Raw genomic sequence first — 15,871 nt, 5'->3', positions numbered from 1 at the left:
TGCAGCCGATGCCCCGGTTGTGGAGAGACGGGCGGAGCCAAACCCTGCCGGCGCCCCTCACTCCTGATTCCCACCCAGATCACCGGCAGGGACGGGGGAACCATTCCCCGGATGAGAACGAGCCTCGTGCTCGCTCCTCCTTGGGGTGAATCCCGCCTCGGCGGGTAGGGCGTCTCCAGCCCGAACCCGACAGCTAACCTCGACGGCTCTCCAGGAGAAAATCCAGTGACTTCCAGCGTCAAGGCACGCCACCGCAAAGCCACTCGACCGATCACCCCGTTGTCGAGCACCGGTCCGGCCGCGCGTCGCGGCATCGCCGTCGTCGCGTCCTCCGGTCTGGCTCTCACCATGATCGCCTCCGGCGCCAATGCCGCGAGCGACACGACCCAGCTCAGCGAGTCCGCCGGCTCCCTCGGAGAGAATGTCGGCACTGCCGCTCTCGCCGCCCCGGCGCACGAGGCCGTTATCGCCAACGCGGCCGTCAAGGTCGCCAGTGACGCCCAGGTGGACGGCTTCAACCACACCGCCGAGGCCGTCGCCGCCGAGGCCCCGGCTCCCGCCCCCACCGCTGAGGCGACCCAGGCCGCGACCGCTGAGGCCTCCACCGCTGAGGCGACCCAGGCCGCGACCGCTGAGGCCCGCACCTCCCAGGCCGCGGCCGCCCCGGCCGCCGCCCCTGTCGCCCGAAACTCCATCGTGGGTCTCGCGATGGCGCAGGTCGGCAAGGCCTACGTCTACGGCGCGGGCGGCCCCAGCGCCTTTGACTGCTCGGGCCTCGTCTCCTACGTGTACGCCAACGTCGCGGGCATCAGCGTCCCGCACTCCTCCGGCGGCATCCGCTCGGTCGGCACCGTCATCTCCGCCGCCGAGGCCCAGCCCGGTGACGTCCTCTGGTGGCCCGGCCACGTCGCGATCTATGCCGGCAACGGCATGATGGTCTCCGCCGAGTCCGAGAGCGTCGGCGTGCAGTACCTGGCCGTCCGCGGTGGCGCCACGTACCTCCGCCTCTGAGCGAACCGGCGGTCGGGCCGCATCGACTCTGAGTCCGCTCTCGGCCCCGCTTCCCCCGTGGGAGCGGGGCCGAGATGTTTTATGTGGTGTTGCTCTCATCGTGAAGCCGCTCATTCGAGAGTGCCCGAATGGGGCTCTGAACTGGTTGGAACCCGTTGGAACGACGGGGAAAGAGGGGTGGTATTGTGTGGCAGGTCACGATCGTGTCGTTTACCTTTCCGTGACTTGCCGTCGGCGCTCCGGTAGCCTCTCAGGTGTCGCGGGGCCTCCCCCTCGCGGCGCCCGAGCCGGGGCCCAGTCCCATCGTCCGGCCCGGGCTGGCGAACAACCAGCGATGGGGACGGGGGAACCGTTTCATGGGTCGCGGCCCTGAACGCGGCCCTCGGGGCGAGTCCCGCTTGACGCGGCGAGGGCGTCTCCAGCCCGAACCAGACAGTTCACCTCGGCGGCCATAGGAGAGAAACATGACCACCCATTCCCCGGCTCGTCACCGCGCCGCGACGCGCCCCACGACTCCCCTCGCCGAGGTCGTGCCCGCCACTCGCCGCGGTCTCGCGCTGGCCGCCTCCTCCGGCCTGGCCCTGACCATGGTCGCCTCCGGTGCCGCCACCGCCTCGGTCGCGGAGCCCGCCCAGGCCTCCGCGGGTTCCCTTGACGCCTCCGGCCTCAACTACCTCGGCCTGGACGCCCACGCAGCCGCGACGACAAACGCCGCGATCGTCGTGGGCGCCGATGTCCAGGCCGATGCCTTCAGCCACGGCTCAGAGGCGGCCGAGGCCGTCGCCGCAGCTCCCAAGCCCGTCGTCGAGGAGGCGGCTCCCGAGCAGGCACCGGCCGCCCAGCCGGAGCAGGGCGCGGCCCAGGGCGGCTCCTCGGCCCAGCGGACCACCGCTCAGGCCGCCCCGGCCGCCCAGGCGCGGCCCGCCGCCGCCCCCGCCGCCTCCGGCTCGAGCATCGTCTCCATCGCCATGCAGTACGTGGGCGCCGCCTACGTCTACGGCGGCTCCTCGCCCTCGGGCTTCGACTGCTCCGGATTCGTCCAGTACGTCTACGCCCAGGCCGGAATCAGCCTGCCCCGCACCTCCGGCGCTCAGGCCGCCGCGGGCAGGGCCGTCTCCATGGCCGAGGCCCGCCCCGGCGACATCGTCTACTACGGCTACCACGTCGGCATCTACGCCGGCAACGGCATGATGATCGACGCCGGCAACGAGTCCACCGGCGTCGTGTACCGCGAGATCTGGGGCAGCCCGACCTCGTTCATCCGGATCGGCTGACACCGGCTCGTACCTCAGCCACCGCTTCGAGGGGGCGACCGCCACGGCGGCCGCCCCCTCGAAGCGCGTGCCGGGGCAACGTCCACTGAACCTCACCGCCGTGCGCTGCGCCACAGGTATGCTTGGGGGCACCTGGTTCGCCGGACCCCGGAGGGCCGGGGCCTCCGATGGAAAAGGCAGGGAACCATGGCTGAAGACAAAGTCGTCCTCGTTGGCGTCGACGGATCGCCCGAGTCTCTCGGCGCTGTCGACTGGGCGGTCGCCCGCGCGGCGCGCGAGGGGTGGAGGGTCCACATCCTGTGCGCCTACTCGCTTCCGTCCTTCACCGCCGCCTCGCTCGACGGCGGCTACGCGGCCTTGGACGACACCGCGATACGCGCCGGCGCCCAGGCCGTCGTCGACGAGGCCGTGGCCCGCGCCCAGCAGGCCGGCGTCGCGGTGAGCAGTTCGCTTGAGACGGGCGACCCCGCCGGAGTGCTCGTGGACCTCTCCTCCGATGCCGCCCTGGCCGTCGTCGGCACCCGCGGCGGCGGGGGCTTCGCCGACCGCCTGCTCGGCACCGTCTCCTCCGCCCTCCCCGCGCATGCCAAGTGCCCCACCGTCATCGTCCCCCGCCACACCACCGGCGCGGCCTTCACGCCGGTCAAGCGGATCGTCGTCGGCGTGGACGGTTCTGGCTCCGCCCGCAAGGCCGCGCGACGGGCCGTGCGCGAGGCCGAGGCCTGGGGCGCTGAGCTCACCGCCGTGGCCGCCGTGCCCATGAGCACCGGCACTGGCGCCCTCGCATGGCTGCCGGCCGCCGTGGACCGCCAGCAGGTCCTCGCCGACGTGCGAGCGGGCCTCGACCACGCCGTCGCCGAGGCCCTCGAGGGGCACCCCGGGGTGACGGTCCGCCGCCACGCGCTGGACGGCAACGCCGCTGAGCTCCTCGCCGAGTTCTCCACGGCCGTCGACCTCGTCGTCGTCGGCTCGCGCGGTCGCGGCGGCTTCACGGGACTCCTCCTGGGCTCCACGAGCCAGGCGGTGCTCTCGCACGCCGCCTGTCCGATCATGGTGGTGCCCGCCCGCGCCAAGGACGACGACTCGGCGGTCACTCGCTCCAACGTGCCCTGGGAGCGCGCCTGAGCGAGCAGGGGCACGTCGGTCCCCGATCGGCGCGGCACGCTGGTAGGCTTATCGCGCCCAGCCCTCGTAGCTCAGGGGATAGAGCACCGCTCTCCTAAAGCGGGTGTCGGACGTTCGAATCGTCTCGGGGGCACCAAAACCCTGGTTCACCAGGGAGAACGGGTCGGGGTCTCGGGTCGCGGAAGCGATCGGGACCCCGATCCACGTTCGTAGTTCTGAATCCGACGAGCCACGACGCGGCCGCGAAGGTCCAGCTCGGCGTGTGGCTCAGCCGCCTGGGGCCGACGACTGCGGGATGTTCTACGGCTGGCCCGAGGAGGCTATGAGGTACTTCGACTGGGAGAAGTGGGAGTAAGACTCTTGTCACGGCTGCACCGTCGTTGAAGCCCTGAACCTGGGCGTCTTCATCGTCCGAGCTACGAACCCCAACCTCTTCGATGAGCTCGTCAAGGCGCTCAACGATTTTGAGATTCTTTCGAAAGATCTCCTTCTGGCGGGTGGGCAGGAATCAACGCTCGCACGCCGTTTCAATGAAGGATTCCGTAGTCTGGGATGGCGTGAGGCTCGCGTCGACACTGACATTGAACTCAAACTCCGGATCATGCCGTACAAGCCCGCTGGTGAGACGAAGCCAACGGTGACCTCAAGTCCGGTGTCCAACAAGGGCTGCAAGGTTGACAACTTCAAGGGGCGAGTGGCCCTCGATCTGGAATGGAACGCTAAGGACGGCAATCTGGATCGCGATATTAGGATTATGGCATGTCTGAGTCTGAAGCAAAGAAGATGCTTGCAATGACGACAACGACGAATCTTAAGAATTCGCCTACGCGGACAGTTTCTCCGGCTTCTTTGGGTGACCCCTCCTTCTGAGGGGCACCCCACTTTTTGTCAGGAGCGTGCGCACTCGTTGAATCGAGTACCCAGACTGCTTGGCAAGTTGCTGGACGGAGGTGCCGCGAGAATACTCGTCCGCCATGATCTGGCTCACGCGCTCAGAAAGCCAGTCACTCATGCGCTCATTCGGCTCCAGCATCGGCAATCGAGCGATCTCGCCCCCGCCGTAGCCCCTCTGTGCCTTACCCTGAGGCTCGATCTCATCGTCGGATTCATTGCCCCACACGGACCAACCGGGACGTGCATATCGTGCGAACATCTCCAGGTAGGGTCCTGGAGAGCAGGACTCGATGAGACCATACTGCTCGTCGGGCTTGCGGCTGTGCTCGCGCTTGCGGGTCTCGATCATGTTCACCGTCGAGCGTCCGGGCGCGAGAGTCCTCATCGATCCTTTAACGCCGAACAGGATCGGCTCGGTGACGTTGCGGAAGTAGAATCCAACTCCACGGCCGTCGGGGCCGCCGTCCTTACGACGCTTTGCCCAGATGATATTCGAGACGTAGCGGAAACCCCATGCCTGGAGCACCTCGATACCCTCGGGTAGGAGGGCGTTGGGCACCCACAGGTACAGATGAGCGGACTTGGCGGTGACATCGCCTACTGGTAGAGCCTTGATCTCGTCCAGTGACATAGTGCCGTAGCGTCCGAGGCGACGATGCTCTGGCGCAACCTTGCCCGTGCGGTTGGTGAAACGCCACGGAGGATCGGCCAAGATGGTCTGAAACCCGCCCTCAACGGTGGGGAGAGGGGCGATCTCCTCGTGTGCGTACGGTGGCTCATGCATGAGACCAAGTGTATTAGACAAAGATCTACTTTAGTGGCGATAGATATTTTCCGGGCCTACCGTCACGCAGTGTCCAGACTGAAGGAACCCGCGGTCGCCGTGGCGGTGACCAGGGTCTTGTTACCGCCCTCACCTCCTTTCTCTCTCAACACGAGCCGAACTCGTCACGCAGCCGTACTGCGAGCCTCCCCGCGACCGGCGTAAATCCAGTGACCCCGCCGAGCGTGGCCATCGCGATGAGAGTCTTCGCCCCGCCCGACGGTCGTCCATGTCATGCGCCCCTCCAAGGCCTCCAGACGGCGCTTTGCACGGCCTATCACACGGATCGGGGTCCGGGGCCGTGGAAGCCCTCGCGGCCCGTGGTCCGCCCCTGGCGGCAGGGCTCGCCAACGCGCCGCGGGCAGGCCGACGCGCTCCGGCAGCAGGTCCATGACCCGAGGGGCGCGCCCGCCATCCCGCCGCGGTCGTCGTCGCCGAGCGCCCGCTCGCGTGCTGACGCGGCGCCACCCCGGGGCGCCTCGGGCAGGAGCGCGCCGCGCGCGGATATTGTCAGAGCATGGCGCCTTCACTCTTCTCCTTCGGCCGCGCTCGGCACAGCGCGGGCCACGCAGCAGGCGATCGCGTGGGCACCGCCGAGGGGCGAGCCAACGGGAACGGGCGCGAGCCGCGCGTCCCCGGTGCCATCAGCCCCCAGCCCGCGCCGACGGCGCCGGAGGCCCCCGCGTCCCCCACGGACCTCGACGACGCCAGCCGGGCCCGCGTGGACGCCGCGCTCGCGGGATGGCGAGAGGAACTCGTCGGGCTCGGGGGAGTGGCCAGTCTCGACGACGTCTCCCTGCTTGACGGCGCCGTCGACCTCACCACCGCGCATCCCTCAGGGCTCGCTCAGCTCTACGCCGGGCGCCCCACCCCCCTGTCCAGCCTCATCCGCGAGCCCACCGCCCTGGCCGCCGCCCGCAAGTCCGTGCGCAAGGTCGCCGGGCGCACCGACATCCTCGCCAGGCAGTTCGGCGTCGCCCCCGTGTACCTCGCCATCGGGATCGCGACCTGGACTGAGACCATCCGGGAGGACTCCCGGCGCACCGGCGCCGCGGCGGCCGGCGGCGCAGGGGGCGCCCAGAACGGCGGCCCAGGCGGGCCCGGCGACTCCGATGCCGACCATGAGGCTGAGGCGCCCGGGCATGAGATCTCCGACCCCGTCCTCGCCTCGGCCCTGGAGAGCGCGCTCTCCTCGCGGCCGGCGGGGCCCCCGGGAACCGTCCGCACCGTCAACGCCCCCGTGCTCATGCGGCCGGTCCGCCTGGCCAGCGCCTCCGCGGACGCGACCATCGCCGTCGACCCCTCCATCGAGGTCAACCCCGTTCTTACGCGCGCCCTGCGCCGCTATGGATCGACGGCCGACATCCAGGCCCTGGCCCGCGCCGCCCTGACCGCGGAGGGGTTCACCCCGCGCGCCGCCCTCACCCGCATCGCCGCCGCCTGCCGCGACTACCTGCCCGGTTTCGAACTGCGCGAGCGGCTCGTCGTCGGCGCCTTCGTTCACCCGGGCCAGGCGCTCGTCGAGGACTTCGACGCCGTCGTCGACCGCGCGCGCCTCTCCGCGATCGTGGCCGCGCTGGCCGGCGTCGAGCCCGCCCAGCGGGCCCTCGCCGTCGATCTGCCCGCCCTCCGGCGCGAGGACCGCGCCCCCGACGCCGAGCGCGGCGCGGGCGATCTCGACCCCGGTCAGCTCGACGTCGTCGAATCCGTCAGCCTGGGCGCCTCCCTCCTCCTCGACGCGCCCCCCGGATCGGATGTGGCCGCCACGCTGGCCGCCGTCCTCGCCGACGCCGCCGCCACCGGGCGCACCGCCATCCACATCCCGGCCACGAGCGGGGACGGCCACGCCGTCGCCCAGGCCCTGGAGGACCTCGGCCTGGGGGACCTCGTCGTCGATCTCACGGAGGACGCCAGCTGGCGCCGTCACGCCGCCGAGGCCGTCCAATCCGGGCTCGGCTCCCAGCCGCCCCAGATCGACGTCCCCGAGATCCTGCGGGTCCGCCAGCGCCTCACCGCCGTGCGCAAGCGCTTGTCCCGCTACGTGACGGCTCTGCACACGCGGCGCGCGCCCTGGAACGTCTCCGCTTACGAGGCGCTTCAGACACTCGCTGAACTCACCTCGTCGCGCTCGAAGGCCCGCACCACCGCGAGGATCGTCCCCGGACGGCTTGAGCGCCTCGACGACGCCGGGCGCGAGCGTGCCTCTCGCATCCTCCACCGCGCCCACTCCCTCGGGATGCTCGACCCGGTCCAGGCGCCCTCGCCCTGGAGCGGTCTGGCGCTGACCGACCTCGACGAGGTCACCGACGCCCTGGGGCGCCTGGGCCGCCTCGCCGACGACATACTGCCCGCCATCGAGACCCACAGCCGCGAGGTCTCCTCCTACACCGGGCTGCGGCGCGCCACGACGCCGGCCATGTGGTCCGAGCAGCTCGACATGCTCGACGGCGTGCGCGACTCCCTCGATGTCTTCCTCCCCGAGGTCTTCGAGCGCTCCGCCGCCGACCTCGTCATCGCCACGGCCACCAAGCGGTGGCGCGAGGAGCGCAGCATCGTCATGAGCGGTTCCGCGCGCCGTCGCTTCACCCGGCAGGCCAAGGACCTCGTGCGCCCCGGCCGCGTCGTCGAGGACCTGCACGCCGAGCTCGTCAAGGTGCAGCGGCGTCGCGAGGAGTGGCGCCACCACGATCCCGACGGCGGCTGGCCCACCCTCCCGCAGGGCTTGGACGAGATGCGCCGCACCTGCGAGCGCGCCATGAACGCGCTCACCGAGCTCCAGTCCCTCCTCGACCGCCACGACGGCTCCCCGGCGCTCGTGGACACGCCCCTCGCGGAGCTGACCACCCGTGTGCGGGCTCTCGCCGATGACCCGGAGACCGCGCAGGCCCAACCTGAGCGCAACCAGACCACCATCGCCATCGACGAGTTGGGCATGGGCCCGCTCGTCGCGGATCTGCGCGCCCGCCAGGTGCCCGATGACGAGCTCGATGACGAGCTCACCTACTGCTGGTGGTCCTCCGTGCTCGCCCAGGCCCTGCGGGAGGATCCGGATATGGGCGGGCTGGACGCCAAGGCCCTCAACGAACTTTCCGAGAGCCTGCGCCGGCTTGACGCCGCCCAGTCCGCCTCCCTGTCCGGTCCCGTCGCGCAGGCCTGCGCCCGCCGCGTGCGCTCCGCTGTCGAGGCCGACAAGCAGCAGGCCCGCTCCCTGTACATCGCCCTGTCCAAGGACAACGGCGTCCCCCTGCGCGACATCCTCGACGCCCACCCGGTGGCCTGGCTGGCCCGCCCCGTCTGGATCGTCCCACCGACCCTCGTGCCGCAGGTGCTTGCCCCCAGCGCCGTCGTGGATCTGGCGATCCTCGACGCCTCTGCGAGCATGCCGGTCGCCCAGGCCCTGCCGGCCCTCGTGCGCGCCGAGCAGGTCCTCGTCATCGGGGACCCGCGCCGCGCGGAGAAGGGGCTCGCCGCTGAGCTCGGGCCGCTCCTGCCCTCGGTGACCCTGCCCACCGGCCGCAACCAGCTCGACGCCGGGATCGCCTCCTTCCTCGCCTCTAACGGCTATGAGGGCATTGTCGAGGTGATCCCCGGGCCGCCGGGCGAGTCCACCCTGTCCCTTATCCGCGTCGATGGCCGCGGCATGCCCGCGCCCGGTAAGAGCGCTGTGGAGACCGTGCCGGACGAGGTGGACCAGGTGGTCGACGTCGTCATCGAGCACGCGCTGACCCGCCCCGACGAGAGCCTGGGCGTCATCGCCCTCAACACCCGCCACGCCGACGAGATCCGTCGAGCGGTGGCTGTGGCGGCCGCCGAGTCCCCCGCCCTGGACGACTTCTTCTCCGTCGGCGTCAAGGAGCCCTTCACGGTCATCGACCTGCGCGAGGCCCGCTCCCTGCGCCGCGACCGCGTCATCCTCTCCGTCGGCTTCGCGAAGACCCCGCACGGGCGCACCATTCACGCCTTCGGCGAGCTCGGCGAGCAGGGCGGCATGGTCGCTCTCGTCGAGGCCCTGTGCGCCTCCCGGGGCGCCACGACCGTCATCTCCTCCATCGGGGCCGAGGACCTCGATCCCGATCGGCTGCGGGCGCCCGGCGCCAAACTGCTGCGCGAGGTTCTCGCCCGCGCCGCCGGGGGAGGGACCCCCGTGGGCCCGACGGAGAACGCCGAGCCCGATCGCCTCCTGGTGGATCTCGCCTGGCACCTGTGGCGCAAGGGACTGGTGGTGGTCCCCCAGTGGGGAGCCGACGGCGGCCCCCGCATCCCCCTGGCCATCGGCCACCCCGACTATCCCGAGGAGTTGTTCGTCGCCGTCCTGACCGATGACGACGACTACGTGGCCGAGCCGAGCCTGCGGCGCCGCGACCGCCACTGGGTGGAGCGCCTTGAGCACCGCGGCTGGCGGGTCCACCGCTCCTTTTCAGCCGGCGTCTTCGTTGACCCGGAGGCCGAGGCCCGCGCCATCGAGATCATGATCGATGAGCTCCTCGATGAGCGCTCCGCCGCCCAGGCCCGCCCGGAGGGCCCCGAGCTCCCTGAGCGCATCGACGACACCGCCGGTGAGGGCGCCTCCTCCCCGGGCGTCGCCGGGGCCCGCGAGACGGAGCCCGCAGGCGACCGGCCGGCGCCCGCTCCCGGGGAGGCCGCGCCCGCCAGTGCCACTGCCCCGGGCGCGTCCGCGGGCGCTGCCCGGGCGGATGCGCGCAGGGCTCGCCCGCCGATCGCGCAAGGGCTGCCCCTCCAGGCTTATTCCGACGACGAGCTCGATGACCTCGTCGCCTGGATCCGCTCCGATGGGATGGCGCGCAGCGAGGAGGAGGAGCTCGCCGAGCTTCGCGCCGCCCTCGCCCTGACCCGCCGGGGGACCGGTGTGGACGCCGTCCTCGGCAACGCCGTGCGGCGGGGCCGATGAGCGCTTCCGCGGCGGGTGGGCCCCGCAGGCGCCGAGTGGTCCTGCTGTCCCCTCAGGACGCCGCGCGGGTGGCGCGTGGCGAGATGACTGAGGAGGACGAGGAGAACGCGCGGCGCCGTGGAATCGATGCCCTCACCGAGGCCCGTGCCCGCCGGGAGGACGCGCCCGGCGGCGGCAGCGCCAACGACGCGCGCCTGCGCGCCGAGGTTCCGCCCCACTGGTCCTGACCCCGCCCCCTTCACCGAGACCGGTCGAAATTACGAGCGAGACCGGTCGAAAACATGAGCGAGACCGGTCGCGGCGGGGGCGAAGCGGAGCGGATAGCACTGAGCCCCGCCGACCACTTGGGTCGGCGGGGCTCAGAGGGTCACTGGGGCGCGGCTTCCGGCGCTGCCGGGCGCGCTCGCTCTCAGTGGTTGCGGGCGGCGAGCAGGTCGCGGATCTCGCCCAGCAGCTCGACGTCGGTCGGCGCGGCGGGCTTCTCCTCCTCCTGCTTCTTCTGCAGGGTCCTCATCTTGTTCATCGGGACGACGATGCAGAAGTAGACGGCGGCGGCGACCAGGATGAAGTTGATGAGCGCGGTCAGGATCGTACCGGGCTGGATGTAGGTACCCGAACCGCTGTCGATCTTGAACTGAAGGACGGAGTCGAAGTTCGGGGAGCCGACGATCTGACCAACGATGTCCAGGATCACCTTGGTGATCGAGTCAACGATGGGCTTGAAAGCGCCACCGATGATGACGGCGACGGCGAGCTCCAGGGCGTTGCCCTGAGCGATGAACTCCTTGAATCCCTTGATCATGAGGGGAGAACCTTTCGGTGAGTGCGCGCCCCGCAGGGGCGACAGGCGCGAGGCCGGGACGATGATCGACAGCCGGTTGGCTGCATCGGGCAGTCGGCGCCGGCTGAACGCGCCGGCGGATCAATGATCGGATCAATGATCATCCCGACTGTGATGAGGTCGTCAGGGGCTCAGCGCGAGGCCGAGGGCGCCCTGCGTTGCCGCACCGACGACTAGGGTAACGGTGTCCGCTGGGACGGCAAGTTCTACTACTGTGATCTTATTCCCTGAAAGTAACCTAGAAGTGTCACCTTCTGTTGTGGTAGCGACGACCCGTGCGCCGGAGCAGAGGATCCTGGTCCCCTCACCCGTCGAAACCGGCGATGGCGCGGAATCAACCGCCTGATCGCGGGGCGTGGCGGGGCTCGCGGGCGCGCTCGCGGCTGTGACTGGGCTCTCGCCGATGATGTCGACGATCGCGCCCGGCTCCGCCAGTGATCCCCCCACCGCGACAGGAACCTGGACGATCCGCTCGTCGTCGGCGATCCCCCGGGCGCGCGCCGAGCTCGTCATCGATTCCGTCAGGACGGTGCCCTCCTCCAAGCGGACCGCCGCCCTGCTCCCGATGATGCTCTCATCCGCCCTCCCCCGGGCGGGCAGCGCCGCCCCTGGGATCGGGCGCCGCTCCACGTCACGGGCCTCGATCCGCTCCCCGGCGCCGATTGTCCGGGCGACGACCAGCGCGCTGCCGTCCTCCTGCGGTGAGGGGCGCAGCACGGAGAGCGCGAGCAGTACGGCCGCCCCCACGCAGGCGGCGATGACTAGGTGGCGCGCCCTCCACAGGCGCAACGATGGGCGAATGGCGGGGGAGCGCTTCAGGCGCGGGTGGGGGCTCATGACCCCAGGGTGGGCCCTCCATCCGGAAGACGGCTCCCCTCGTCCACAGGGCGCGGCCGCGGGTGTGCGCACGCGCGCCTGTGGTTCCCGGGGTGGTTGCGCGAGCCGCCTCCCCGCCGCCCCGTTAGGACCCGGAGGCGAAGACGGAGCGCTCCAGGAGGAACCATTGCTCGGGCGTGATGACGGCGTCCACCCGCTGGTCATGCGGCTCGGTGGGGAGTTGGTGCGGGGTGAGCTCATCGTCGTAGACCACGGCGAGCACGAGCGCCCCCTCGCGCCTCAGCGGCAGGGCGCGGTCGTACCAGCCGCCGCCCTGACCGAGGCGGTTGCCGGCGCGGTCGATGGCGAGCGCGGGGATGATCAGGGCGTCGACGTCGGAGACCGCCTCCGCCGGGAGGGGCGCGCCGCCTGGTTCGGGAGGGCGCCCCGGCGCGCGCTCGGCCAGATCAGCGATGCCCGTGAAGCGCCCCCAGCCGCGGGAGAGCTGCGGGCCCAGGACGGGCAGGAGGACCTCGCGGCCCTCGGCCTCCAGGTGCTCCAGCAGGAGCCGGGTACAGGGCTCGTTGCCCACCGAGACGTAGGCGGCGATGGTTCTCATGCCCTCGACGGCCTGGAGGGCGTGCTCCATGAGGCTCTCGCAGGCAGGGCAGTGGCCCGCATTGGGGTGGGGGTGTTCTCTGCGGCGCCGCTGGCGCAGGATCTGGCGCCAGCGGCCCTTGTCATGACTGGTCTCCAGTCCAGCGGGAGCAGGGGATGGGCGCGCCTGAGAACTCACCCCCCGATTCTCTCAGGTTCTCTTTCGCTCCGGGCGCGCCGAGCCGCCCCTGGGGTGGGGAGATGGGCCCCTGCGGGTAGCCTGACTGCCTGGAGCCGCAGGCCTCACCCCGGTGCCGCCCCGAGGTCCCGGGCCCTGCGGGCAGGGAGGAACCCATGAGAACCGTCGCCGAGCACCTCGCATCGTGCCTCGAGATCGCGCAGCCGGCGCCGCCGCTCGACGTCGTCCTTCTCGACGCCGTCGGCTGCGTCCTGGCTGAGGACGTCGTTGCGGAGTTCGACCTTCCCGGCGCGGACCTGGCTGGCCTTGACGGCTACGCGGTGCGCGCCGCCGACATCCGGGGAGCGACGGCGAGCGAGCCCGCCCGTCTCGACGTCATCGACGCCGTGCGCGCCGGCGATACCAGCAGCGCCCGGCTCGTCCCCGGCACCGCCATGCTCATTGACTCCGGCGCCCCCCTGCCCGTCGGCGCTGATGCCGTCGTCCCCTGGATCGACACCGACCGCGGCGCCCAGCGGGTAGAGGTCCGCTCCGTCGTCGTCGAGGGGGAGAACGTGAGGCGGCGCGCTGACGATGTCGCCGCCGGGACGACGGTTCTGCCGCAGGGCTCGCGCGTGTCCGCCCGGCAGATCGCGCTCCTGGCCGGGGTGGGGCGGCTGCGCGTCAAGGTGCATCCCGCGCCGCGCGTCGTGATCGTGTCGATCGGCGACGAGCTTGTCGAGCCCGGATCGCCGGGCCGGGACGGCAGCGTCTACGACGCCAACGGGCACGCCCTGGCCACCGCCGTTACCGATGCCGGCGGGCGGGCATTCCGCGTCGCTGCCGTCCCCGACGAGCTCGGCGCCCTGACCGAGACCCTTGAGGATCAGCTCGTGCGCGCCGACGTCCTCATCACCACCGGGGGCCTGTCCGTGGGGCAGGGGGACACCGTCAAGGAGGCCCTCGCGCCCCTGGGCTCGGTGCGCTTCGACGCCGTCGCCATGAGCCCCGGGCGTCAGCTCGGCGTCGGTACCGTGGAGGGCACGCCGATCTTCTGCCTCCCTGGTGATCCCGTGAGCGCTCAGATCGCTTTCGAGACCTTCGTGCGGCCTGTGCTGCGAGAGATCGCCGGCTGGCAGGGGCTTCACCGCTCGAGCCTGCCAGCCGAGATGACGCGGGGGTGGGCCTCGCCCGCCGGTAGGAGAGAGTTCGTTCCCGTGCGCCTGACCGGCTCGCCCTCCAGCGGCTACCGCGCCGAGCCGACGGCGGAGCCCGGCACCACCCGCCTCATGGGCCTGGCGCGGGCCAACGCCATCGCCGTCGTCCCAGAGGAGGCCCGCGGCGTGTCGGTCGGGGACACGCTCCACTGCCTCCTCCTCGATGCCTGATGCCCGGCCACTGAGATCGGGGTGACGGTCTCCGTGGGGGCGAGATAGCCCGGATGCCCGAGAGCCCCGGCGCGCGCTCGGGGAGTGGCCCATGCGCTTTGAGTGACTGTTGGGAATAGCGGGACTGCCGTGGCTGGATTGGTGTCATTCCGGGTGACAACACGCCGACAATCTCTCCTGACCGGGGCTCGGCGGCCCGTACCGTGGCGCTGTGGGAATTGAAGTCTGGGCGCTCCTCGCCCTTGTCGTCGTTCTCACCGCGTATCTCCTGCCCTTTCTGGTCGGGCGCCGCGAGGTGATGAGCCTGTCCCGCTCCGAGGATCGCTATTCCGCCGAGTTGCGGATCCTGGCGACCGGCGACGCGGCCGCGGCCTCCGACGAGGCTTGCGAGCAGGGCGGGCACGCGAGGATCTTCCGACAGCTCCCGGAGGTGAGGGCGATGAACAGGCCAGCTGTGAGGAACGTCCGCGCGCTGCGCGTCGAGCGTGAGCTCGTGCAGGCCCGACGTGCGCGCGATGCCGCTCGCGCGCGCCGCCAGGACGCCGCCGCCAACCGCGCGCGTGTGGCCGCCGGCCTGCTCGGGGTGAGCCTCGGGCTGTGGCTGGTGGGATTCATGACCGTCATGCCGTGGTGGCCCGCGCTGCTGCCGACGGCGCTGCTAATGGGGTCGATGGTCGCCGGGCATAAAGCGGCTGAGGCCTCCCGCGCCGCTGACCGCGCTGAGCGGCGCCGCATCGCCGCATTGCAGCGCGAGCTCGACACCCTCACCGGCGCCCGCCCCAAGACCAGGATCGAGCCCGCCGCGCCCAGGCCCGTGGCCGCGCCCGCCGCCGGGGCCATCCTCGGGTCGAGTGAGTTGGGACGGGCCGCTTTCGTGGAAGAGGAGGCCGCTGGGCCCGCCGGCGCCTCGACCGCCGCCGCGCTCAGCGCCGCGAGCGGTGCTGAGCCGGTCGCTCCCGGTGAGACGGAGGAGCCGGCGAGCGGCGTCGTCGAGGCCTCGTTGACGTCCTTGGCCCCGTCCGCTGCAACAGCGCCGGCCGCGGCTGATGCGGCGAAGCCCATGGAATGGATGATGGAGCCTCGCCCGCTGGAGGCGGCCGACATCGATCGCGCTGACCGCGACGAGGCTGAGTCCGGTAAAAAGGCCACGATCGATCGTGGCCGCGTCGCGACCGCTGCCGCGAGCGGGCGCATCGAGTCCGACGGCGCTCCCTCGGCGGAGCGCCGACAGGAGGGCGCGGCTAGCCCCGAGTCAGCGGCGCCACGATCGGTGACTACCCCGCCGGTCCGCCGCGACGCGACGTCGACCCCTCCCCAGGGCTGGCGTCCTGTGGCGGTGCCCGCGCCGACGTACACGCTCGCCGCGCGGGCCCGCCGCCGTGCGGTGCCGGACCTGGACCTGCCGGAGGCGGAATCGGTGCCATCCCCGGTGCGGCCGCGCAACGCGCGCGCCTATGTGCCGGCACCGGTCCTCGACGAGGAACAGGCCTTCAAGCCCATCAACCTCGATGAGGTCCTGGAGCGGCGCCGCGCCGCTGGAGCGTGACGGCCCGCTGAAACCGCTCGGTGGCGCGGCTCACGGCGCGTCAGCTTGCGGCGCACCGGAGTGCTGGTGCTAGTATCGTCCGGCACCTGGGGCTATGGCGCAGTTGGTAGCGCGTCTCGTTCGCAATGAGAAGGTCGGGGGTTCGAATCCCCCTAGCTCCACCGGTAGAGACCCGGGCTGTCAGGCTCGGGTCTCCTATCGCCCAGATCGTTCACGAACGATCCGGGGTCGAGATCGGGATCACAGAGCCTGAGATTGACAATCACCGCGATCATCTGGTTAAGTTGGTCGAGTCGCCTTGAGAGCGACGCGAGGAGCGAAAGGCTCTTTGGATCGCTCTCCTGGGTGTGTTGTTTGAGAACTCGATAGCGTGTCATGCTTGTTTATGTCTTGTTTTTTGTTTGGCCTGTGCTGCTGCTGTTTTGGTGGTGGTGTGGGTTGGGCCTGGTCTTTTTTTCTGGGCTTGTAT

12 protein-coding genes, 2 tRNA genes and 1 riboswitch are annotated in these 15,871 nt (G+C 71.1%); of the genes, 10 read left to right on the top strand and 4 right to left on the bottom strand.

The window, feature by feature from the left end; all coding sequences use genetic code 11:
- Positions 1-62: 62 nt before the first annotated feature.
- Positions 63-222, top strand: a riboswitch (cyclic di-AMP (ydaO/yuaA leader).
- Positions 223-225: 3 nt separating this feature from the next.
- From GVV76_RS00070 to GVV76_RS00050, 5 genes are all read left to right on the top strand, one after another.
- Positions 226-1,011, top strand: coding sequence for a C40 family peptidase (locus GVV76_RS00070; RefSeq protein ID WP_159624021.1), 786 nt, complete (start codon positions 226-228; stop codon positions 1,009-1,011).
- Between the two features lie 464 nt (positions 1,012-1,475).
- Complete coding sequence (locus tag GVV76_RS00065; RefSeq protein ID WP_159624019.1) at positions 1,476-2,285, top strand: C40 family peptidase; 810 nt, start codon at positions 1,476-1,478, stop codon at positions 2,283-2,285.
- A 186-nt stretch (positions 2,286-2,471) separates the two neighbouring features.
- Positions 2,472-3,410: a universal stress protein gene (locus GVV76_RS00060; protein ID WP_159522566.1), complete on the top strand. Its 939-nt coding sequence runs from the start codon at positions 2,472-2,474 to the stop codon at positions 3,408-3,410.
- Between the two features lie 60 nt (positions 3,411-3,470).
- Positions 3,471-3,546, top strand: a tRNA-Arg gene (locus GVV76_RS00055).
- A gap of 252 nt (positions 3,547-3,798) precedes the next feature.
- Positions 3,799-4,206, top strand: a complete 408-nt coding sequence (locus GVV76_RS00050) for a BglII/BstYI family type II restriction endonuclease (RefSeq protein ID WP_328703553.1) — start codon at positions 3,799-3,801, stop codon at positions 4,204-4,206.
- A gap of 27 nt (positions 4,207-4,233) precedes the next feature.
- On the opposite strand, the gene GVV76_RS00045 is transcribed toward GVV76_RS00050, so the two are convergent.
- Complete coding sequence (locus tag GVV76_RS00045) at positions 4,234-5,088, bottom strand: MT-A70 family methyltransferase (RefSeq protein WP_159624017.1); 855 nt, start codon at positions 5,086-5,088, stop codon at positions 4,234-4,236.
- 556 nt (positions 5,089-5,644) lie between these two features.
- Here GVV76_RS00045 and GVV76_RS00040 point away from each other — a divergent pair.
- Together GVV76_RS00040 and GVV76_RS10235 are read left to right on the top strand one after the other, a co-directional pair.
- The gene (locus GVV76_RS00040; protein WP_159624015.1) at positions 5,645-10,036 is read left to right on the top strand and encodes a DNA helicase; all 4,392 of its coding nucleotides are present in this window, start codon (positions 5,645-5,647) and stop codon (positions 10,034-10,036) included.
- A gap of 83 nt (positions 10,037-10,119) precedes the next feature.
- Positions 10,120-10,263 carry a transcriptional regulator gene (locus GVV76_RS10235; protein ID WP_236263119.1) on the top strand — a complete coding sequence of 48 codons (144 nt, stop codon included), beginning with the start codon at positions 10,120-10,122 and terminating at the stop codon, positions 10,261-10,263.
- Between the two features lie 182 nt (positions 10,264-10,445).
- Here GVV76_RS10235 and mscL read toward each other — a convergent pair whose 3' ends face one another.
- The 3 genes from mscL to GVV76_RS00020 form a co-directional block, all read right to left on the bottom strand.
- On the bottom strand, positions 10,446-10,838 hold the full coding sequence (gene mscL, locus GVV76_RS00030) for a large conductance mechanosensitive channel protein MscL (protein ID WP_159624013.1): 393 nt from the start codon (positions 10,836-10,838) through the stop codon (positions 10,446-10,448).
- A gap of 162 nt (positions 10,839-11,000) precedes the next feature.
- A complete protein-coding gene (locus tag GVV76_RS00025) occupies positions 11,001-11,714 on the bottom strand; it encodes an SAF domain-containing protein (RefSeq protein ID WP_159624011.1) in 714 nt (237 codons plus the stop codon).
- A 124-nt stretch (positions 11,715-11,838) separates the two neighbouring features.
- Positions 11,839-12,489 carry a 5-formyltetrahydrofolate cyclo-ligase gene (locus tag GVV76_RS00020; protein WP_159522580.1) on the bottom strand — a complete coding sequence of 217 codons (651 nt, stop codon included), beginning with the start codon at positions 12,487-12,489 and terminating at the stop codon, positions 11,839-11,841.
- A 155-nt stretch (positions 12,490-12,644) separates the two neighbouring features.
- Here GVV76_RS00020 and GVV76_RS00015 point away from each other — a divergent pair, with 155 nt between their 5' ends.
- The 3 genes from GVV76_RS00015 to GVV76_RS00005 all read left to right on the top strand — a co-directional run bounded on the left by GVV76_RS00015 (position 12,645) and on the right by GVV76_RS00005 (position 15,563).
- A complete protein-coding gene (locus tag GVV76_RS00015; RefSeq protein ID WP_159624009.1) occupies positions 12,645-13,856 on the top strand; it encodes a molybdopterin molybdotransferase MoeA in 1,212 nt (403 codons plus the stop codon).
- A 211-nt stretch (positions 13,857-14,067) separates the two neighbouring features.
- Positions 14,068-15,402: a hypothetical protein gene (locus GVV76_RS00010; RefSeq protein WP_159624007.1), complete on the top strand. Its 1,335-nt coding sequence runs from the start codon at positions 14,068-14,070 to the stop codon at positions 15,400-15,402.
- An 88-nt stretch (positions 15,403-15,490) separates the two neighbouring features.
- Positions 15,491-15,563: transfer RNA gene (locus tag GVV76_RS00005), tRNA-Ala, on the top strand.
- Positions 15,564-15,871 lie beyond the last annotated feature (308 nt).

Origin of the sequence: Actinomyces sp. zg296 (genome assembly GCF_009829695.1) — a bacterium.
Lineage (GTDB): Bacteria > Actinomycetota > Actinomycetes > Actinomycetales > Actinomycetaceae > Actinomyces > Actinomyces marmotae.
This window is presented reverse-complemented; position numbering and strand designations above follow the sequence as displayed.